Here is a 22079-nt window from a genome sequence, read left to right as displayed (position 1 = left end):
TTAATTTTATGCCTGTAACCTACAAGAATAAGTCCGCTAGGGGGAATGAATATGCAAAAAACGGATATCCTGTTCCGCAGGGTTTATATCACCCGGAGAACGAACACGAAGCTTGTGGAATCGGAGTAATTGCTAATATTGATGGAACGAAAAGCCATAGTATCGTCGAGAATGCCATTACGATTCTTTGTAACCTGGAACACCGTGGTGGGCAGTCTGCTGATGTCAGTACCGGAGATGGGGCCGGAATCCTGACACAAATCCCTCATAAATTCTTTGAGAAGCAGTGTGAGAAAGAAGATATTTACCTGCCTGAGTCAGGGAAGTACGGCATCGGGATGATTTTCCTGCCGGATGACCATGACTTGAGAATGGAATGTAAGCAGCGCTTCCAGAAGATTGTGGAAGAAGAAGGACAGGAATTCCTCGGCTGGAGAACGGTGCCGATTAACGATTCCTTCGTGGGTAACGATGCGAAGAAGACAAAGCCTTTCATCCGTCAGGCATTTGTGGCCCCTTCGGCTGGTGTGGAGACACAGATGGATTTTGAACGCCGTTTATATATTATACGAAAACGTGCAGAAGCAGAGATTGCAAGTGTGGAAGGCTACGATGATTTCTATATCTGCAGTTTATCTTCCAACACGATCGTTTATAAAGGAATGCTGATTCCTGAGCAGTTGGACTCCTTCTACATCGATTTGAATCACCCGGATTTCATTACTGCCCTCGCTTTAGTGCATTCCCGCTTTAGTACGAACACTTTCCCGAGTTGGAAACGTTCACACCCGAACCGCTACACCATCCATAATGGAGAATTCAATACAATCCGGGGAAATGTCAACTGGATGAGAGCAAGACAGGAATTACTAAAGTCCGAATATTTCAGTGAAGAAGACTTGAAGAAACTTCTGCCGATCATCGATGCAGAAGGAAGCGACTCGTCGATGTTCGATAATGCATTTGAATTTCTGCACTTGTCCGGACGCTCCCTTGCCCATACGGCAATGATGATGGTGCCGGAGCCTTGGTCCAATGACGATACGATTCAGGAAGATAAGAAGAATTTCTATGAATACCACAGCACATTGATGGAGCCGTGGGACGGACCGGCTGCGCTTGCCTATACAAACGGGAAGCAGATCGGGGCCTGTCTTGACCGTAACGGACTTCGACCAGCGAGGTATTACGTAACCAAAGGCGGAATGATCGTCCTCGGTTCCGAAGTAGGAGCCCTTGATATCTTTGCGGATGACATTTTGTACAAGGACCGCCTCGCACCTGGAAAGATGCTGCTTGTCGATTTGGAAGAAGGGAAGATCATCCCGGATGAAGAGATTAAACTGCAGATTGCTCAGGAGCATCCATATAAAGAATGGATCGAAGAGAATAAATGGAATTTAGAAGACCTTCCGGAGCCGGTCACAGAGCACCCGCCGGTAGAGAATTTGATTGGTCAACAGCTTGCATTTGGATATACGACTGAAGAGCTGAATAAGATTCTGATGCCGATGGTCACAGACAAGAAAGACCCCGTCGGATCAATGGGGTACGACTCCCCGCTTGCCGTGCTTTCGAAAAAGCCGCAAGTACTCTACAGCTATTTCAAACAGCTGTTTGCACAAGTAACCAACCCGCCTATCGATGCGATTCGGGAGAAGCTGATCACGATGGTGGAAACAACGATCGGAGCAGAAGGCAACCTTGTCGATCCTCAGCCGGAAAGCTGCCGCCATATTCGTCTTGCCTCTCCTATTTTGACAAACAGAGAGCTTGAACAGCTTCGTCAACAGGACTTGGAGGGCTTCCGGACTAAGACGTTGTCTGTCTTGTTTGAAGCGAAAGAAGAGGCGATGAAACCGGCTCTTGACCGTTTGTTTGAAGAAGCTGATCAGGCCATTGAAGAAGGAAATGTCCTCCTCATCCTGTCCGATCGTGGTGTGGATGCAAAGTACGCAGCCATTCCAACACTGCTTGCGGTTTCCGGTCTGCATCATCACCTGATCCGTCAAGGGACAAGGACCAAGGTGTCGATCCTCGCAGAGACCGGGGAAGCAAGAGAAGTCCATCACTTCGCGACGCTTCTCGGTTATGGCGCGGAAGGCATCAACCCTTATATCGCTTATGAGTCGCTGCGTGATTTGCAGGAGCGCAATCTTCTTGAGGTCGAATCCCATGAAGCAGCTGTCGATACGTATGTGAAAGCAGCGACCGACGGCATTATTAAAGTACTTTCCAAAATGGGTATTTCCACGATCCAGAGTTATCGCGGTGCTCAAATTTTTGAAGCTGTTGGAATTAAGAAGGAAGTCGTCGATCAATACTTCACACGTACTGCTTCCCGTTTAGGCGGAATCGGCCTTGATATCATCGAGAAAGAAGTATTGATGCGTCATGAAGTTGCTTTCGATGAAAGCCGTGGATCGAATCGTAAGCTTGAAGCCGGTGATGAATTCCAATACCGGGAGAACGGGGAGGATCATCAGTACAATCCTCAGACGATCGCGACCCTTCAGCATGCATGCCGCTCCAATGATTATGACTTGTTCAAATCGTATTCGAAAATGCTGACAGACGAGAACAATAACCTCCAGTCTCTGCGTGGTTTGTTGTCCTTTAAGAAGCGTTACTCCATTCCGGTGGAGGAAGTAGAATCGGTGGAAGATATTTGCAAACGATTCAAGACTGGAGCCATGTCCTTCGGTTCCATCAGTGCTGAGGCGCATGAAGCGCTTGCGGTTGCTATGAACCGGATCGGAGGCAGAAGCAACTCCGGAGAGGGCGGCGAAGATCCGAAGCGTTTTAATCCGGAAGAAAACGGAGATTCCAAACGAAGCGCCATAAAACAGGTCGCCTCCGGACGTTTTGGTGTGAACAGTCACTACCTTGTGAATGCCGATGAAATTCAGATTAAGGTCGCTCAAGGGGCCAAGCCTGGAGAAGGCGGTCACCTTCCAGGCAAGAAAGTATATCCGTGGGTGGCAGAAGTTCGTGGTTCTACACCAGGTGTCGAGCTGATCTCTCCACCACCACACCACGATATCTATTCCATTGAAGACCTGGCTGAGCTTATTTATAACTTGAAGAATGCCAATCCGAAAGCCAGAGTCAGCGTGAAGCTTGTGTCCGCCGTCGGAGTCGGAACAATTGCTGCCGGCGTTGCCAAAGGACGTGCCGATCTCGTATTGATCAGTGGGTATGATGGCGGTACAGGAGCTGCTCCGCGGACAAGTATTAAACATACAGGGCTGCCGTGGGAAATCGGCCTGGCCGAAACCCATCAGACGCTTGTTCTTGATCGTCTGCGTGACCGTATCGTTGTTGAAACAGACGGAAAAATGATGACGGGGCGGGATGTCGTCGTCGCTGCATTACTGGGCGCAGAAGAATACGGATTCTCCACAGCACCGCTTGTCGTGCTTGGCTGTGTCATGATGCGGGTCTGTCATTTGAACACATGCCCGGTTGGCGTGGCAACCCAGGATCCGGAGCTGCGCAGGAAGTTCACCGGGGAAGCGGACCACCTTGAAAACTTCATGCGCTTTATTGCTCAAGAGGCAAGGGAGCTGATGGCAGAGCTTGGCTTCCGTTCCATCAATGAAATGATCGGACGCACAGACGTGCTGGAAGCAAACGAAGCGATCGATCATTGGAAGGCCAAAGGCATCGACCTTTCCGCACTGCTTTACCAGCCGGACGTGCCGGATAACTACGGCCGCTTCGCAACACAGAAGCAGGATCACGGGCTGGAGAAGACGCTTGATGTTCAAGAGCTTATCCCTCTTTGCAGGAAAGCGATAGAAACAGGAGAGCCGGTGGAAGGTACCGGATCCATCCGTAATATACACCGGGTAACCGGGACGATTCTTGGTAGTGAAATCACCCGCCGATATGGTGCAGAAGGACTTCCTGAAGATACGATCAAGCTGACGTTCAAAGGGTCGGCAGGTCAGAGTTTCGGCGCGTTCATTCCGAAGGGTGTAACACTCCGTCTTGTCGGAGATTCCAATGACTACGTAGGAAAAGGTTTATCAGGCGGTAAAATCATCGTCCATCCTTCTCCGAAATCGACGTTTGTTCCGGAGGAAAACACGATCATCGGGAACGTCTCCTTCTATGGAGCCTCAGCCGGGGAAGCTTACATCAACGGTCTTGCCGGTGAACGATTCTGTGTCAGGAACAGTGGAGCCGAAGTCGTCGTCGAAGGTGTCGGTGATCACGGCTGTGAATACATGACCGGAGGAAAAGTCGTTGTTCTTGGAGGGACAGGTCGTAACTTCGCTGCCGGTATGTCCGGCGGGGTCGCTTATGTCCTCGATGAATCACAACAACCTTTTGAAACGAAATGCAACAAAGAATTGGTCCACCTGCATACGCTGGATGATGCGGAAGAAATCCAGGAGCTCTACCAATTGATCGAGAAGCACGTAAGTTATACGAACAGCGGCCTTGGTCAACGGATTCTGGCAGACTGGGATTCTTATGTCGCCAAGTTCGTCAAAGTCATCCCGAGGGATTATTTGACGATGCAGGAGCGGATCAAACGTCTGAAAGCAGAAGGACTCGAGAAATTCGATGCGGAAATGACCGCCTTTGAAGAACGGAATAAGCCAGTGGAGACTGTGAAATAACGGAGAAGGGGGAAATCTGATGGGAAAGTCTACCGGATTCATGGAATATCAACGTCAATCGATACCTGAACGCGATCCTGCAACCAGAACGAAAGATTGGGAAGATTACACGCTTCCCCTTTCGGATGAAGAGGCACAGAAGCAGGGGGCACGCTGCATGGACTGCGGTGTTCCCACCTGTCATTCAGGAATGGAAATTAACGGAGTCACCTCCGGATGCCCGGTGTATCACCTCATTCCGGAGTGGAACGACCTTGTGTATCAAGGGCAGTGGAAAGAAGCGCTGGAAAAAGAACATGAAATGAACAACTTCCCGGAATTCACCGGATTCGCTTGTCCAGCACCTTGTGAAGGCGCATGTGTGCTCGGAATTAACGAGCCTCCTGTGGCCATCCGAAGTGTCGAGCGTTCTATCATCGAGAAAGGATTCCAGGAAGGATGGGTCCAGCCTAATCCACCGGCGACACGGACTGGTAAGCATGTCGCCGTGGTCGGATCCGGCCCAGCCGGACTGGCTGCTGCTGCCCAGCTGAACAAGGCGGGGCACTGGGTGACTGTTTATGAGCGTAACGACCGCATCGGGGGTCTGCTGACTTACGGTATTCCGGAAATGAAGCTTCCTTATTCTGTCGTGGAGCGTCGGGTGAACATTCTGAAGGAAGAAGGAATCCGTTTCCTTACGAACACAGAAGTAGGCAGAAACTATCCTGTTTCCCGGTTGAATGAGGAATATGACAGCGTCATTCTTTGTGGTGGGGCGACGACGCCTAGAAATCTGGAGGTAGAGGGACGCCAGCTTAAGGGTATCCACTATGCCATGGATTTCCTTCATTCCAATACGAAGAGCCTTTTGGACACGGATCATGCCGATGGAAATTATATCAGTGCCGAAGGGAAGAAGGTCATCGTTATCGGTGGCGGGGATACGGGTACAGACTGTATTTCCACATCCCTGCGCCATGATTGCGAAAGTCTCGTCCAATTCGACATTTATGATAAGAAAGGTTCCGCGCGTGATAATGAAGCGAACCCGTGGCCGCAGTATCCGCTCATCCACCGTATCGAATACGGCCAGAAGGAAGCAGAAGCGAAGTTCGGAAAGGATCCGAGAGCTTATGCGGTCATGACGAAGAAATTTGTCGGTGACGAGAATAACCGGGTAAAAGAAGTGCATACGATCGACGTTGCCCTTTCCTATGACGAAAAAGGCAACAAAGTACGTACAGAAATCCCTGGAACAGAGAAAGTTTGGGAAGCGGACCTTGTTCTGCTTGCTATCGGTTTCAGCGGGCCGGAGCAGGACTTGATCGAAAAGCTTGGAATTGAAACGACAGTCCGTTCCAACGTTGCTGCTCAGTATGGAAAGTACACAACGAATGTCGAAGGTGTCTTTGCTGCCGGTGACATGCGCCGCGGACAAAGTTTGATTGTTTGGGCGATTAATGAAGGACGTGAAGCGGCAAGGGAATGTGACCGTCACCTGATGGGTGCTACCCAGCTTCCATAATAAATTCCACAGCGAAACACCTGGACGAACTCCTATTCTAATTAGAGTGGGAAGCCGTCCAGGTGTTTTTGTTTTCCCTTTTTTACCTCCCGCCTTAAATCTATATTTATATAACGTTTATCGTGCGGGGGGCGTGGGTACATATTTGTAATGTTTCTTAGTTACTTAACATTCTAAATATAGTACAAGGAGGATCTCCATGAGCGACAAAAGATCGAAGAAGGATGAACAGTTGGAGCAGTTCCGGGTTGATGATTCAGGGAAGCATCTGACGACGAACCAGGGCTTGAAGGTGTCTGAGGATGAATTTTCTTTAAAAGCAGGTGAGCGTGGTCCTACGTTAATGGAAGATTTTCATTTTCGTGAAAAAATGACGCATTTTGACCACGAGCGTATCCCTGAGCGTATCGTACATGCGCGCGGTTTTTCCGCCCACGGGGAATTTGAACTTTATAAATCATTGAAGGACTATACGAGGGCCGATTTCCTCAATGATCCGGCTAAGAAGACACCTGTCTTCGTGCGCTTCTCCACGGTGGCGGGCTCCAAAGGTTCTGCCGATCTTGCTCGTGACGCCCGTGGTTTTGCTACGAAATTTTACACAGAAGAAGGTAACTACGACCTTGTTGGAAATAACATACCGGTATTCTTCATACAGGATGCCATCAAGTTTCCGGATTTGATCCACGCGGTGAAACCGGAACCCCATAACGGCATGCCGCAGGCGGCTTCCGCCCACGATACTTTCTGGGACTTCATTGCGAATAACCAGGAATCCGCCCATATGGCTATGTGGACGATGTCCGACCGCGCTATTCCGCGCAGCTTCCGGATGATGGAAGGGTTTGGAGTACATACCTTCCGCCTTGTAAACGAAGAAGGAAAATCGCACTTCGTCAAGTTCCACTGGAAGCCTGTGCTTGGGACGCACTCTCTTGTGTGGGATGAAGCACAGAAGGTGATGGGGAAAGACCCTGATTTCCATAGAGGAGATTTATACAATGCCATTGAAAACGGCGATTTCCCGGAATACGAACTGGGCTTACAGATCATTCCGGAAGAGGATGAGTTCCGGTTTGATTTCGACATTCTCGATCCGACGAAGCTTTGGCCGGAAGAAGACGTGCCCGTACAGATTGTCGGTAAGATGACCCTGAACCGTAATGTAGACAATGTCTTTGCGGAAAATGAGCAGGTGGCATTCCACCCTGGGCATGTCGTACCGGGAATCGACTTTACGAACGACCCGTTGCTGCAAGGGCGTTTGTTCTCTTATACGGATACCCAGCTGATCCGCCTTGGAGGACCGAACTTCCATGAGCTTCCGATCAACCGTCCCGTCTGCCCGTTCTTTAATAACCAGCGTGACGGTTACGGCCGCCAGACCATCAATACCGGTCAGGTCAGCTATCATAAGAACTCTTTGGCCAAGAACACGCCAACACCGGCGTCAGAGGAAGAGGGCGGATACAAGCATTATCAGGAGAAAGTAGAAGGCCGTAAAGTTCGGGCGCGGAGTGAAAGCTTTAAAGATCACTTCTCACAAGCGACGTTGTTCTGGAACAGCATGAGCGATCATGAGAAGAAACACTTGATCCAAGCATTCAGCTTTGAACTGGGTAAAGTCGGCAGCGAATCTGTGCGTAAACAGGTCGTCGACATGTTTGCTAACGTCAGTATGGATCTAGCTGAAGGCATTGCCGATAACATTGGTGTGGCAGTCCCGACAGAGGGAGGTTCGGAAGTGACGAAGTCCTCTCCTGCCTTAAGTCAGGCTAATTCTGCCTCCAAGGCGGCAACCAGGAAGGTCGGCGTCCTATTGGCGGCCGGTTTTGATGGAAGCGGTGTGCAGACCGTGCTTGACCACCTTTCTTCCAACGGGGTTGCTGCCGAAATCATCAGCAGTAAACAAGGGAAGCTGAAATCCAGTGAGGGCAACGAAGTTACCGTTGATCATACGTTCCGGACGACAGACCCGGTACTCTATGATGCGGTTTACGTTGTCGGAGGAAAAGACATGGATGAGTCGTTCCGCAAACGTGCGGCTTATTACCTGGAGGAATCCTTCAACCATTACAAGCCGATCGGTGCAACCGGAGCCGGAGCGGATATAGTAGAACAGGGAGGATGGAGCGGTAACAGTGGTGTCGTTACCGCAACGGATTATAAACAGTTCTCCGAAGATTTCACGAAAGCCATTGCTGCGCATCGGCACTGGGATCGAGTTATAGTGTAAGAAGTATGGGGAGAGGGCAGGAATTCCTGTCTTCTTTTCTATCCCTGGGGAGTATAAAGACCGATTTATCGTATAGATTGTTTGCGGACACAGAATATAAGGGTAATGGTATGGCAAATACACCTATTCAGTGAGGTGATCTTATGATCCGGACTATTCTGATGATTATCGGCTTGATTGTCGTAGTCAGCTTTATCATTTCTTTAATTTAATTCATACACGAGGAGACTGTCCGAATACGGGCAGTCTCCTCGTGTATAATGATAGACAAAAGAAGGCGGAGGAGGATGACAATGAAAGAGAGCATAGCTTTACATAAGGAAGAATTTCTGGAGGAGTTGAAGGATTTTTTACGCATACCCAGCATCTCTTCCTCAGAACAGCGCAGGGACGATGTAGCTGAGGCAGCCGCTTGGACGGCCGCGGCACTCAAGAAGGCGGGAATGGAACATGTGGAAGTGGTGGAGACGGAGGGTCACCCGATCGTCTATGCGGACTGGCTGCACGCCGAAGGGAAACCGACGGTTCTCGTTTACGGGCACTATGATGTTCAGCCGGAGGATCCAGTCCACTTATGGGATACTCCACCATTTGATCCTGTCATCCGTGATGGAAAGGTGTTTGCTCGTGGAGCGACCGATGATAAGGGGCAGTTGTTTATTCATATTAAAGCGGTGGACTTGTTGATGCGGGAAAGAGGAGAGCTCCCTGTCAATGTGAAGTTCGTCATCGAAGGGGAGGAGGAAGTGGCGAGTCCGAATCTTCCTGCTTATATAGAGGAGAAAAAGCAGGCCCTCTCCTGCGATGCCGTATTGATCAGCGATACATCCTTTATTGAAGAGGGGCAGCCTGCCATCTGCACTTCTCTGCGCGGAGCACTTGCGCTTGAACTTTCGGTGAAAACAGCTGATTCTGATCTTCATTCCGGAACCTACGGAGGAGCGGTGCCGAACTCGATCCATGCGTTGGTCACGGTGCTTGATTCCCTTCACAATACGGACGGGAGCGTCGCGGTCGATGGTTTTTATGAAGGGGTTCCGGAACCGACAGAAGAGCTCCGTGCGGAAATCGCCTCGATTCCTTTTTCAGAAGAAGCGTTGAGGGAGTCTCTCGGTCTCGATGATTTTTACGGGGAAGACGGCTATACGTTCCAGGAACGGGTCGGCATTCGTCCGACATTGGAAATCAACGGAATCACAGGCGGCTTCCAAGGCGAAGGATTGAAGACAATTATCCCGAAAGAGGCTGCTGCGAAAATCAGCTGTCGTCTCGTCGGCAGCCAGAGTCCGGACGCGGTGTATGACGCTGTCGTCCGGCACGTGGAAACCGTTAAACCAAAAGGAGCAAAAGTGACGCTGCAGCAGTACATTAAGGCGGATCCTGTATCCATCGATTCGGATAATCCGATGATTCAATCGGCGGCCGATGCGTTCGAGGCTGTGTACGGGACTCGCCCGCTGTTTCCTAAAGAAGGGGGCTCGATACCGATTGTTGAAGTATTCGGACGTGTGCTGGACGCTCCTGTGGTGCTGATGGGATTCGGTCTGCCGTCGGAGAACCTCCATGCGCCCAACGAGCATTTCCATATCGAAAATTTCACCAAAGGCATCGAAACCGTCTGTCATTATTTGAACAATTTATGAAGATATATCAAGACAGTCCATCAGGGCTGTCTTTTTTGCATCATGGCGACCCCCTTAACGTTTTTTTACAAGTGCGATTGTGATAAAATAGATATGTTTACGTACTGAAAAAATGAAACGACAACGAATCTATATAAATCAAAGTAAATTTGCGTTACATAAAGGTGAAAAAGGGGATTTTTCATGGCTAACAAAGCAGTTGTATTAGGAGCGAATTATTATATCGGTCTCAGCACGATCCGGTGCCTCGGCGTTCACGGTGTCCACGTTGCTGCCGTCGACTATGCGTGGGAAGGTGCCTATGGACTTGAGTCCAAGTATTGTTCCGAAGCGTTGATCGGTCCACATTATAAAGAGGATCCAGAGGGTCTGGTTGCTTTTTTGATTGATTACGCAAAAAAACAACAGGAAGCGCCGGTGCTGATACCGACAGCAGATCCTTATGTCGAATTCGTCGATGCTTATCTTCCGGAATTAAGGGAACATTTCCTTATTCCCCAAAAAGAGCAGGGATTATATACTAAAATAATGGATAAAGGAACGTTGCATAAACTCGCCTCCGAACACGGAGTGGCGGTACCTGAGACGTTYCATGTCGACGGAGCGGAATACGTAGATAAGGTGGAATCGGATATTGGATACCCTTGTCTCGTCAAACCTGTCGATTCCCCTGCGTTTGTGGCTAAGTTCAGAAGAAAGCTGTTCACCGTTCACACGAGAGAAGAATTGGTGGAGAAAGTGGAAGAATCCAAAGCTGCGGACATTGAGGTCATTGTTCAACGGATTATTCCTGGATTTGATGATCATATGTACACCTTTGACGCCTATCTGGACCAGGATTCGAAGGTTACCCATTGGGTGACTTGTCAGAAACTGCGTCAGTTCCCTGTTAACTACGGTGCTTCCGTCTATACGCAGCAGAAGTATGTCCCGGAGCTGTACGAGCTGGGAAGCAGGTTCCTGGAAGGAATTCAGTACAAGGGCTTTGCGGAAATAGAATTTAAGAAGGATGCGGAAACAGGACGCTATTACCTGATTGAGATTAACGTTCGGATTACGAACTTGAATCATCTGCTGCAGAAAACGGGCATCAATATTCCTTACATCACTTATAAGGAATTGACAGGCGATCCGCTGCCGCCGAAAGCGGTAGAGGAGGATCAGAACATCGTTTTCTGGTATGCCTATGAAGATCTGCTTGCAGTGAGAGAATATATCAAGACGGGTCAGCTCTCACCGAAAAAAGTATTCAAATCGTATTTCCGGCCAAAAGCACACGCCATTTGGGACCCGAAAGATCCGAAACCGGCGTTCGCTTTCGGGAAGAAGCTTGCAGGGCTTGTCGCAGGAAAAGTGACGAAACGAAAATAATGGTTTTTCCGTCAGAATAAAGAGGAACAGCCGTTTATAATAAGAAGGAAGAATCATGACACGTACGGATCATAAGGATAAAACATTGGCAGGAAGGTAGATAAGAATGGCTAAACTAAAAGAATTACTATCATCCATTCACATAGTGGCAGCATGGAATGATCGGGATATGGACGTGCAGGGACTCGCCTACAACTCACGGAATGTAACACCGGGCGATGTATTTGTATGTATCAAGGGATTTAAAACAGATGGGCACGTCTACATTGCTGATGCGCTGGCGAACGGTGCTGCGGCCATCGTTGTAGAAGATTACCAGGAAGGATGGGACGACCTCCCTCAATACCAGGTAACGGACAGCCGCAAAGCACTGGCAGCCTTGAGTGACGCTTTCTATGGTCATCCATCCCGTGCGATGAAAACAATCGGAATAACGGCGACCAACGGAAAGACGTCGACATCGTTTATGACCGATGCCATTTTAGAAGAGCATGGTTGGAAAACAGGATTGATCGGGACGGTGGTTGTCAAATTCGGTGATTATTCGGAACCGACGAAACTGACGACGCCGGAATCGTTGGATCTCCACCATTACTTCGCTCAGATGAGAGACCAGGATGTATCCCATGTAACGATGGAAGTCTCCTCCTCTGCACTTGATTTAAGCAGGGTCGGAAGCGTTGATTTTGACATCGTCTCGCTGAATAACATCAGCCGCGAACATATTGACCTCCACGGTTCTTTTGAAGAGTATTTCAACAGCAAAGCAAGTCTTATCCGCAATGCAGGCGCAGGCAAATGGGCAATCCTTAACCTGGACGATGCTTATTCCGCCTCCCTTATAGAAGAGACGGAAGCAAACGTCCTTACCTTCAGTGTGGAGACAGGAGACGGAGATCTGATTTGTAAAAATCTTGACCTTTCCACAGGCCGTGCGAAGTTCACGGTAGAGATCCGCAAGCCATTTACAGTCGGCGGAAGCAAGTATGGCGGAGAGTCCTTTGACATCGAGCTGTCGACACCGGGGTATCATTCCGTATATAATTCCATGGTTGCGATCGCAGCAGCATTGTTGAACGAAATTCCGATTGAGACGATCCAGAAAGGCTTGAAAGGGTTTGGAGGCGTCGAGCGCCGCTTCGAAATGGTGTTCGAAGACGATTTCAAGATCTTGGACGACCACTTTGCGAACTACGGAAATATTAATGTGACCCTCAGTACGCTGGAACAAATGGATTATGCCGATTTGAAATTGGTCTACGCCATCCGCGGAAGCCGCGGCGTAACTGTAAACCGCGAGAATGCCCAGGCTATCATGGAATGGGCGCCTAAGCTCGGTCTGACGGAACTGATTGCGACCGTCAGTCATTCCCACGTCACAGAGAAAGACGTTGTGACAGAAGAAGAGGTGCGCGTATTTCAGGAGATGATGGACAAAGCGGGTATCCGTGTCCACTTATACAAAGAGTTGGATGATGCTGTCCAACATGCCTTGTCTGAAGTGAAGGAAAACGATGTTGTTCTGTTGGCCGGTTGTCAAGGGATGGATCCGGGAGCGAAGATCGCCCTGGAACAGTTAAACAAAACGAGACCAGAAATGGACGAGGACATATTGTTCAAGCCGCTGAAAAATCGAGTGGCAGGTATTTCATGAAGAACTGCTTGGTTCCGGTCTTTTGTTAGGAGGCATCATATGAATGATAAACTGATCGGTATTCTCGGGGGCATGGGCCCGGAAGCGACAGCCGAATGTTATTTGAAAATCATCCGTGCAACGGACGCTAGTAAAGACCAGGAACATTATCGCGTCATCATAGACAGTAATGCGAAGATTCCTGATCGGACAGAAGCGATATCAGGCAGAGGAGCAAGTCCTGTACCTGAAATGACCCATGCTGCGAAGAATTTGGAAAAATTAGGAGTGGAAGTCGCCGTCATTCCTTGTATGACGGCCCACTATTTCATAGAAGAAGTTCAGAAATCCGTTTCCTTCCCGTTACTGAATGCTTTTCTTGAATTAAAGAAATTCATTCAGGACCATTACCCGAAAGTTACGAAGATCGGCGTATTGGCGACGACGGGGACGTTGGAGAGCGGATTGTTCCAGAAGTATTTCGACCACTTGGAGGTCGTTACGCCTACGCCATTGACACAGAAAAATAAAGTCATGGACGCCATTTATGGAGAGAATGGAATTAAAAGCGGAAATACTGATCATGATCCATTGGATAAGTTGAAGGAAGCATCCATGGAACTTTTGAATAACGGAGCAGAACTGATCATTTCCGGATGTACGGAAATCGGTCTTGTATTGAAGCCGTATCATCTCTCTGTACCGCTGATCGATCCGATGGAAGTCGTGGCCAACGTGGTCGTAAAAGAATCGGTGTACCAAAAGTCATAAAAATCTGCTGCCCTCGATATAGTTAAGAAAACGCTTTTCTTAGAGGGGTGACAGCAGATGCCGGAAAGCACCTTTGATCGTTTTCTCCATGATTCCTTTAGAGAAGGGATCTATTACAGGGAGCTCAGGCTTTCGGATCAGGAACTTGCTGCGCTGAGATCCTGCTATCCGAAAGCCACGGTGAAACGAACGAGTGAAGCGGTGGCCGGACGCAGTAAAGCTTGGTATGAAGTCTGCCTGATTCCTGCCGGAAATTCCCGTGAAACTATGCGTCAGGAAAACGAACGGTTAAAACGGGAATTACTGTTATTAAAACAGCAGAGGACAATCGAAAAGAGCAGGTAAAAGACAGCTGTAACGGCTGTCTTTTTTTGTGGTTTTAATAGGTATTTAAGACTATGGGAGAGGGAGAGAAAACCATGAAATATGTCGAAAGAATATTCAGTCATGTCACTTTTGTGTAACGTTATGAAACACAAATGTAATAATAATTTGTCTGTATTTAGCGAATAACTTTGTTATAATTGGGAAGGTAAACGACGCAACGACACAGATTACATAGAATCGACAACATAGATTTACAAAATGAGTGTTTAGTAGGAAGTGATATAAATTGTTTGATAGACATCACCGCAAAGAGACGACAACTTGTGGCATGACTACCGTTCAAGAATTCAGCGTATGTGAGGAACGAAGCGTTTGGGGTGGCAGACGAAATGAAATTTAGAACGTTCGGACGCCACATGAAAGAAGGCTTCAAGAACCTTGCGAGAAACCGCTGGATGTCGGTGGCATCCGTTTCAGCTGTCACTGTAACATTACTTCTAGTCGGAGTTTTTGCTACATTACTGTTGAACTTGAATGACATCGGTAAGCAGATCGAAGAGGATGTGGAAGTACGCGCATTCATCGAAGTGACTGCGGATGAAGATGCACGAGATGCACTGCAGGAAGAAATTGAAGGAATATCAGAAGTATCTTCGGTTAAATTCCAGTCCAAAGAGCAAGGGCTCGATGAACTCATCGAAAGCCTCGGAGATGAAGGGCAAGTGTTTGAATCCTTGAAGGATGAGAACCCATTGAACGATGTATTCATCGTCAATGCCGAGAACCCTGAAGATACTATTGCCGTCGCAAAAGAAATTGAAACATTCAAGAATATCGATAAAGTAGAGTATGCAGAAGAGACGGTTCAACGTCTGTTCAAAGTAATGGATATCGCCCGCAATGTGGGACTGGCCATCATAGCAGGTCTGTTGTTCACAGCGATGTTCCTGATTGCTAACACGATTCGGATTACAATCGTCGCAAGAAGAAAAGAAATCGAAATCATGAAAATGGTCGGTGCAACGAATTGGTTCATCCGCTGGCCGTTCCTCGTAGAAGGAATTATGATCGGTATATTAGGATCGGTCATCCCAATCCTCCTTGTCATATTCGGATACGATTTCCTTTTCTCAGAAATCAGCACGCGATACCCGACGTTGTTCATAGATCTACTTCCGGTTTACCCATTCGTCCTTCAAGTATCAGCACTGATGCTGCTCATGGGAGTCATCATCGGACTATGGGGAAGCTTCACATCGATCCGCAAGTATTTGAAAGTATAAAAAAACAAGGAAACTACCATTATTACACAGGTAAGGATTCGGGGGAGGAAACAAGAGAGTGAAGTCTAAAGTATTAATTGCCGCTTTGTCGACCGGTCTTATTCTTGCTGAGACTGCCAACCAGCTTCAACACCGTATCAGCCGAAACAAATCAGGAGAAGTTGGAACAGAACCAGCAGCAGCAGTCACAGAAAGAACAGGAAAAGCAACAAACCAAGCAGCAGGTGGATGAACTGAAAGAACGTCAGGACGAGATCAGTTCAGAAATCGCCCGCCTGGATAAACAAATCATGGAAGCGATGGACAAGATCGACGCGAAGGAAAATGAAATTGCCGATACGAAGCAGAACATTGAGCAATTGAAAGAAGAAATCGCAGAACTTGAGAAGCGTATCGCAGAACGTGATGAACTTCTTAAAGATCGTGTGAAGTCCATGCAGCAAAGTGGAGGAGCCGTTGATTACCTGGACGTCCTTATGGGGGCGGAAAGCTTCGGTAACTTCGTGGAACGTGCTATGAGCCTGAATACGATTGCTGAAAAAGATAAAGAACTGCTGGATCAGCACCGTGCTGATAAAGAGGCGGTCGAATCCAAGAAAGCGGAAGTAGAAGACGAACTTGCTTCCCTTGAATCCAACCTTAAAGAGCTGGAGTCACTGAAATCCGGCCTTGATGATAAGAAAGAAGAGAAAAATTCTGTAATGGAAGGCTTATCTGCAGAAGAGAGAGAAGCACTTTCAGAGATTACAGCAATTGAAGACGAGCAGGCAGAGCTTGCAGCTCAGGAAAATGCGATCAAGCAGGAAATTGAGCGTCAGCGTAAGGAAGAAGAAGCCAGAAAGAAAGCTGCTGCAGAGAAAGCCGCTGCAGAGAAAGCAGCACGCGAGAAAGCTGCATCTGAAAAAGCAGCAGCCGAGAAGGCAGCTGCAAAAGAATCAGAGGCTAAAGCTACCGCAGCAGCTGCGTCAAGCTCCAGCAGCTCTTCTGAGTCTTCAAACAGTTCAAGCAGCTCCAGCAGCAAATCAGAATCAAGTGCTTCCAGCAACACGACGTCCAGTGGATCCATGTTCATCTGGCCGGCACATGCTACGATCACGTCTGAATATGGTATGCGATTCCACCCGATCCACAACACAAGCCGTCTGCACTCCGGTATTGATATCGCCGGACCTGGAACGATTCCGATTCATGCAGCAGCTTCCGGTACTGTCTATTCCGCTGGATATTCTTCAGGACTGGGTAACAACGTGAAAATTACCCACCATATTAATGGTCAGACATACACAACGGTGTATGGCCACATGAGAAGTACTCCAGCTGTTTCCGCTGGTCAAACCGTATCCCAAGGTCAGTTCCTTGGAAATATGGGCAGCACAGGTGATTCTACAGGGCAGCACCTCCATTTCGAGATTCACGAAGGATCGTACAATGGTGCTCGTTCAAACTCTGTAAACCCACGTAAATATTTACCATAATAGAATATACAATACGACGCACCGGCCTGAGAGCCGGTGCGTTTTTTTTATTGCCCGGGGAATGACGCTGGACAATCGGCTATACTGTTTTCTCTTTCGTGCATAGGATGAAATAACTAAGGGGAGAAGGGGGGTTTAGTATGGCTTTATTAGGCGGCTGCAGTGATATGTCTGTCAGCAGTGTTAATGATGCCGTGTGTTTTACCATTACCTTGGAGGACACGACTGCGGGAACGCCTGTGGAAGTGTGGGAGGACAGTACGGGTTTTGCTATTAATGGAACGATTATGATTGAGAACAACGGAATTACGGAAACATCACCTACGGCATCTCTGCTGGTGAACGATACAGAAGTGACTGGATTTACAGTAGCACCGGGAGAAAGCAGGGCAATTACACTGGATAATCTGAACTCCATTGGAATCAGCGGTGCTGGCACAGGATCTTCTGCAGTAAAAGTTTCTTTTTCTTTAAATTATAAATTCTGAACATAGGAAAGGTAGAGGGAGATGGCACAAATTCCGTTCTGTAATAGTGAATCCGATCCTGTCGGAGGAGACTCGATGTATGCTTCTAACACGTCAGGAACCAGCCTGCTCGTCATTGCAGGGGGCACGAATGTACCGCTCCCGAATAATCAGGTATTAGGAGGATTCACAGCCACGCCGAACAATCAGGTATTCACGGTGCCTGTTTCGGGGAGGTACTATGTGTCCTACCAGTTAAATACGACAGTCGGGCTGCTGGCGGGCACGAGGATTCTTCGGAATGGTACGGCTGTACCTGGATCCATTCTCTCTCCATCCCTTTCAACATCCAGCTATAATAATGATCTTATTGTGAATTTGAACGCTGGTGATACGATCAGAGTTCAGTTTTTTGGTCTGCTTGCTACGGTTGTTCTGGTCGGAGGAGGGGCAACGGGGGCTGCGCTTACTGTGATTCGCTTGGCTTAATATAGGGGTGTTTCAGAGAGCCTCGTATGGCGATGGTGTGGATTTTTGTTGACTTTAGTGTAAGATCTACCTGGATTTCATGAGAAATTTTCAAACAGCGCCTCTGATCTATGCATGCAGATGTAGAATGCAGCTGAATGTCGTGGATTGTGTAGGAAATTTCTGCTCCGTCAGGGGTATGGAGATGAACGTTTTTCTCATAATGGATTGGTAGAACCTCCACCAGGCACTGTTCCTCTGTTATTGTATCTGTCCGGATAACGGCGAGGAAGCCTTTAATAACCACAGAAAACCGTTGGGGGATTGTTGATGAGGGATCTCTCCGATTGGTTTTTACATAGACATGTAAGGGGGAGTAATCTGCATTATTTGAAGCATCAGGAGCAGACGTGAAAAAGCTTGATACTTTATACCTGTCGGAAGAATGATATGCCTTCTTAAGGATCACCTCTACTGTACCTATATACCCGGTAATGGTGCAGGATTCAGGAACCTTTAAAGCAATAGAGGTGATGTTTTGTACCGTGATGGAGAACGGCTGCTCTGCCTCGATGGAGAAAGACTCTTTCCCGTTCAAGACTAGTTTCATCGGTCCTCTCATTTTATGGACCTGATTAACATTAATGGTAACCGCATAGGAATGCTTGGAGTAATGTTCCCACAGAGGGAAGTAATACTTGTTTTTACATGCTCTTTCGATGTTAAAAATGAGCTTTTCTACAGGATATGATTCTATCTGGAAAAGAGGAATGTTGTGGTTTTTATAAAATGTCTCGTTTAAGGTAACCCAGTCATATAGAACAGGGACTCGAATGCAGTGATCCTGATTCATGGACAATAGGCCGCCTCCTTTTCGAGCTCCTTTACTATATGTTCCCATCAGGGAGTTTGTGTCCTAATGTGCCTTTTGTAGATAGCTTGGACGGTTTCCCGTTTCGGCAGGCGTGGGGGGTAATGGAAGCAACGTGTGATAAGTTCTCATGACATAAAGGGCAGACCCATTGAGAGGAGGAGGATCGATAAGATGGTCTTTGACAAGTCGTGCAGATCTTTTTCAACATTTCCTTCACCCTTTCTGTTCTTTATGAAGAACGTTTCATTAAGATTATAACGCATATTTATTCAAATGGGTAGATGGTTCTGTTTTCTTGTTTACACACATGCCTCGTTCACTCTGGATAAGTGATGATGGTATAATTATGGAAGAGATTCCCTTCATGACTGAACTCCAAACCATAAGCAGGAGGAGATACCCATGAACCAAATGAAACTGATTCCATATCGCACAGAAACTGTTTTAGAGTCCATTTCAGAGGTTCCTTCAGGAATAAAAATGGTAGAAGCAGAGGAGTTGTGGGAACGGACAGATCAAGGTGCAGGCAGTGTCGTAGCTGTTATTGACACAGGCTGTCAGATGGATCACCCGGATTTGGAGGGGCAGATCATCGATGGCTATAATTTCACGGATGACTTTAATGGAAGTATAGAAGATTATAATGATAATAACGGACACGGCACCCATGTTGCCGGTACCATCGCAGCTTTAGAGAATGGAAATGGAGTAGTAGGGGTGGCGCCAAAAGCAAAACTACTTATTTTAAAGGTCCTTTCCGGTGATGGGAGTGGCAGTTATGAGTGGATTGTTAATGCTATTCGCTATGCGATCGACTGGGAAGGGCCTTCCGGAGAGAAGGCAAGAGTCATTTCCATGTCCCTTGGCGGTCCTCAAGATACTGAAGAACTCCATCAGGCTGTAAAAGATGCCGTAGACAGTGGAATATCGATCGTATGTGCCGCTGGAAATGACGGAGACGGCAGGGAAGATACACAGGAATTCAGCTATCCCGGCGCTTATAATGAAGTCATACAGGTGGGAGCCGTCAATGATTCCAAGGGAATCGCGGAATTTACCAATATGAATGATCAAATAGACTTGGTTGCTCCCGGTGTTGATGTCCTGTCCACTTACACGGAAGGGAAGTATGCCAAGCTCTCCGGCACTTCCATGGCTACTCCTCATGTCTCAGGAGGGATAGCGCTGTTAATCCCTTTGGTGGAAAAACAGTTTCAGCGCTCTATGTCAGAGTCGGAGATCTTTTCACAGCTGATCAAGCGAACGACCCCTCTCGGCTTTAGTAAAGTTGCGGAAGGAAACGGGCTGATGACACTTGCTCTCACAGATAAATTGGAAGAAATTTTTCGTGTTCATACAGAAAAATAAACGGATTACCCTATTGTTTAATGGGACATCTATACTTGTAAAAGAGGCATACAGTCGTATGCCTCTTTTACGTTTGTTGATATCGGGTCACTTACGTTCTTCGTGTTCTTCTACTCTCTTTCAGTTCGGTCCCGTGCATATGGTGCTTATTAAGGCGCTCCCATTCATGTATAGGAACCTCCCATCTCCCTCCTCCTATGCTTCAAATAGGATGATTTTATCTTAAGAGATAATTTCATTTAGAAAATCGACGTGGTTTTTGTTCATCCCCCTTTTTCACACCCTCCTACTTTCCTCACATCAGCCCGGGTTCTGGAAAATCGCAGTAGTACTAAGCCCATCTTTTTGTGTAAGATATTGTATGTTTACGTAAAATGCACACAAGAACACATTAATGTAAACATGTGTACAGAAAGAAAACAATACGTATTCAAATATGTGTGCAAGAAAACAAAAGTGTACACATCCTTATATATCAACGTGCGTGCGAAAAAGTACACTTGTAAACATATTTGTACACATGCACACATGAATGAATACTCAAAAAGGCGCATTGACTATTAGTAGCGTGTTTAATAGATTAAGAGTAAGCTAGACAAAATTTAGTAATAGAAAAGGAGAGCTGTATAATATGACAAATTCAAGAATCGCAGCTGTTGATGTAGGTAACGATGCTGTAAAAGCAAACTTTGGAAAACTAGAATCTTCTTTATATATCCCGAACGTCATTGCAAGAGATCTGGAGGACCGACCTGTAATCGGTATTGAAGATTTGGATGATAAAGAACCACTTGATAACCTACATATCCGCGTGCACTCCCCTGCTCTGAGGGAAAACAACGCAATTTACCGTGTAGGTAATCTGGCTACAAAAACAACCAACTCTACTGAACTCGATCCTGGCAGTTATAAGTCAGAGGAAGATCAGACGCTGGTCATGCTTTTTGCTGCATTAGCTATGGATGCTGTATCCGGTAAAAACGCTCAATCCAGCAAAAATAACGTATTAGAGGCGAACTACACGCTGGGTACAGGACTTCCACTTAGAGAAGTGAAAGAAGGAAAAGACGTTGGGTACCGTTCGCAGCTGCTTGGATCTGTTCACCAGGTCGAGTTCCTTGTAACGCCTAAATATCAAGGAATCAAAGTTAATTTGAAATTTGATGAAGTTAAAGTATATCCAGAAGGATTCGCAGCTTATGTGAACCTGGTAATGGATAATGATTTGACGATTATTAATAAAGAACTTGTGGACAAACAGATTTTGATTCAGGATATTGGTGGTCTGTCCACAGATATCGCTGTGATCCGTAACCGCAATGTGGATGATGACAAAGCACAAGGATTCAACCTGGGTGTTTCTGAATCATTAGAAATGATTCGTGATGAAATCCTGACGAAACACGGTGTGGAATTGGACAGCCGCCGCGATGTCGTTGATATCATCACCCGTAAGAATGACCGTCACCATATCATGGTCCGCGGAAGCCGTACGAATGTTCATGACATTACCGACCGCATCCTTCTTGAACTTGCGAAGAAACAATACCGTTATTTGAGAAATGTATGGCAGAAAAACTCCCAGACAGAGATCTGCTACTTTGTCGGTGGCGGTTCTGCTGTTTTGAAAGATTACATCAAGACACTGAACAACAAACTGGACGGTTTCAACATCGAGTTCTTTGAGGACGAGCAGGAAAGCATTTGGATGATGGCAAACGCTTATTACAAGCTGATTTCTGATTTCATCCGCAAAAACAATAAAGAGTTCTCCAAAGATAACAAGAAGCAAGAACAAAAATCAGGATCCGCTAAATAATAGGAGGATTCTATGAGTTCTTCCAGGAAAAGTGTGGAGAGGGGACAATCGATCACGTTTCGTGTCCCCTCGGACACACCTGATCATATATTGAAGCAGTTAACCCGTTTAAAAGAAGAAGAGCGAAGGAACTTTTCAAGCAGAATTGCTCAGTTTGTCATGGACGGGGTCAGTGAGACACTGTCGAAAGATAAGGAAATGGTGAC

The 22079-nt window shown here is 47.2% G+C and carries 16 protein-coding genes and 1 pseudogene; 16 read left to right on the top strand and 1 reads right to left on the bottom strand.

Annotated elements, in window-relative coordinates; all coding sequences use genetic code 11:
• Nucleotides 1–8 precede the first annotated feature (8 nt).
• The 13 genes from gltB (at nucleotide 9) to D479_RS03330 (ending at nucleotide 17833) form a co-directional block, all read left to right on the top strand.
• Nucleotides 9–4631 carry a glutamate synthase large subunit gene (gene gltB / locus D479_RS03385; protein ID WP_008633646.1) on the top strand — a complete coding sequence of 1541 codons (4623 nt, stop codon included), beginning with the start codon at nucleotides 9–11 and terminating at the stop codon, nucleotides 4629–4631.
• A gap of 19 nt (nucleotides 4632–4650) precedes the next feature.
• Nucleotides 4651–6138: a glutamate synthase subunit beta gene (locus tag D479_RS03380; protein ID WP_008633644.1), complete on the top strand. Its 1488-nt coding sequence runs from the start codon at nucleotides 4651–4653 to the stop codon at nucleotides 6136–6138.
• Nucleotides 6139–6337: 199 nt separating this feature from the next.
• Entirely contained in the window at nucleotides 6338–8374 is a 2037-nt protein-coding gene (locus tag D479_RS03375) for a catalase (RefSeq protein ID WP_008633642.1), read from the top strand.
• Nucleotides 8375–8667: 293 nt separating this feature from the next.
• Nucleotides 8668–10017, top strand: coding sequence for a dipeptidase (locus D479_RS03370; protein WP_008633640.1), 1350 nt, complete (start codon nucleotides 8668–8670; stop codon nucleotides 10015–10017).
• Between the two features lie 183 nt (nucleotides 10018–10200).
• Nucleotides 10201–11388, top strand: coding sequence for an ATP-grasp domain-containing protein (locus D479_RS03365; RefSeq protein WP_008633639.1), 1188 nt, complete (start codon nucleotides 10201–10203; stop codon nucleotides 11386–11388).
• Nucleotides 11389–11494: 106 nt separating this feature from the next.
• On the top strand, nucleotides 11495–13042 hold the full coding sequence (gene murE / locus D479_RS03360; RefSeq protein ID WP_008633638.1) for a UDP-N-acetylmuramyl-tripeptide synthetase: 1548 nt from the start codon (nucleotides 11495–11497) through the stop codon (nucleotides 13040–13042).
• Nucleotides 13043–13081: 39 nt separating this feature from the next.
• Nucleotides 13082–13792, top strand: a complete 711-nt coding sequence (locus D479_RS03355; RefSeq protein ID WP_008633637.1) for an amino acid racemase — start codon at nucleotides 13082–13084, stop codon at nucleotides 13790–13792.
• 57 nt (nucleotides 13793–13849) lie between these two features.
• Nucleotides 13850–14137 (top strand): hypothetical protein, encoded by a 288-nt coding sequence (locus D479_RS03350; protein ID WP_008633636.1) that lies wholly within the window; start codon nucleotides 13850–13852, stop codon nucleotides 14135–14137.
• Nucleotides 14138–14508: 371 nt separating this feature from the next.
• Nucleotides 14509–15402: a permease-like cell division protein FtsX gene (gene ftsX, locus D479_RS03345; RefSeq protein WP_008633634.1), complete on the top strand. Its 894-nt coding sequence runs from the start codon at nucleotides 14509–14511 to the stop codon at nucleotides 15400–15402.
• 58 nt (nucleotides 15403–15460) lie between these two features.
• A complete protein-coding gene (locus D479_RS20990; protein ID WP_241210908.1) occupies nucleotides 15461–15634 on the top strand; it encodes a hypothetical protein in 174 nt (57 codons plus the stop codon).
• Nucleotides 15564–16877 (top strand): M23 family metallopeptidase, encoded by a 1314-nt coding sequence (locus D479_RS03340; protein ID WP_008633632.1) that lies wholly within the window; start codon nucleotides 15564–15566, stop codon nucleotides 16875–16877. The genes D479_RS20990 and D479_RS03340 overlap by 71 nt, the downstream gene beginning before the upstream one ends.
• Nucleotides 16878–17017: 140 nt before the next feature.
• Nucleotides 17018–17365, top strand: a complete 348-nt coding sequence (locus tag D479_RS03335) for an S-Ena type endospore appendage (protein ID WP_008633630.1) — start codon at nucleotides 17018–17020, stop codon at nucleotides 17363–17365.
• Nucleotides 17366–17386: 21 nt separating this feature from the next.
• On the top strand, nucleotides 17387–17833 hold the full coding sequence (locus D479_RS03330) for a hypothetical protein (RefSeq protein WP_008633628.1): 447 nt from the start codon (nucleotides 17387–17389) through the stop codon (nucleotides 17831–17833).
• Here the strand turns inward: D479_RS03330 and D479_RS03325 are convergent.
• The gene (locus D479_RS03325) at nucleotides 17811–18665 is read right to left on the bottom strand and encodes an S-Ena type endospore appendage (protein ID WP_008633625.1); all 855 of its coding nucleotides are present in this window, start codon (nucleotides 18663–18665) and stop codon (nucleotides 17811–17813) included. The two genes, D479_RS03330 and D479_RS03325, sit on opposite strands and share 23 nt — an antisense overlap.
• A 423-nt stretch (nucleotides 18666–19088) precedes the next feature.
• On the opposite strand from D479_RS03325, the gene D479_RS03320 reads away from it, so the two are divergent.
• The 3 genes and pseudogenes from D479_RS03320 to D479_RS03310 form a co-directional block, all read left to right on the top strand.
• Nucleotides 19089–20054: a S8 family peptidase gene (locus D479_RS03320; RefSeq protein WP_008633624.1), complete on the top strand. Its 966-nt coding sequence runs from the start codon at nucleotides 19089–19091 to the stop codon at nucleotides 20052–20054.
• Between the two features lie 631 nt (nucleotides 20055–20685).
• Entirely contained in the window at nucleotides 20686–21873 is a 1188-nt protein-coding gene (locus tag D479_RS03315) for a ParM/StbA family protein (RefSeq protein WP_008633622.1), read from the top strand.
• Between the two features lie 12 nt (nucleotides 21874–21885).
• Nucleotides 21886–22079 (top strand): annotated as a pseudogene (locus D479_RS03310) (hypothetical protein); the annotation flags it as partial.

The sequence above is a fragment of the Halobacillus sp. BAB-2008 genome, from assembly GCF_000328325.1.
Classification (GTDB): Bacteria; Bacillota; Bacilli; order Bacillales; family Halobacillaceae; genus Halobacillus.
This window is presented reverse-complemented; position numbering and strand designations above follow the sequence as displayed.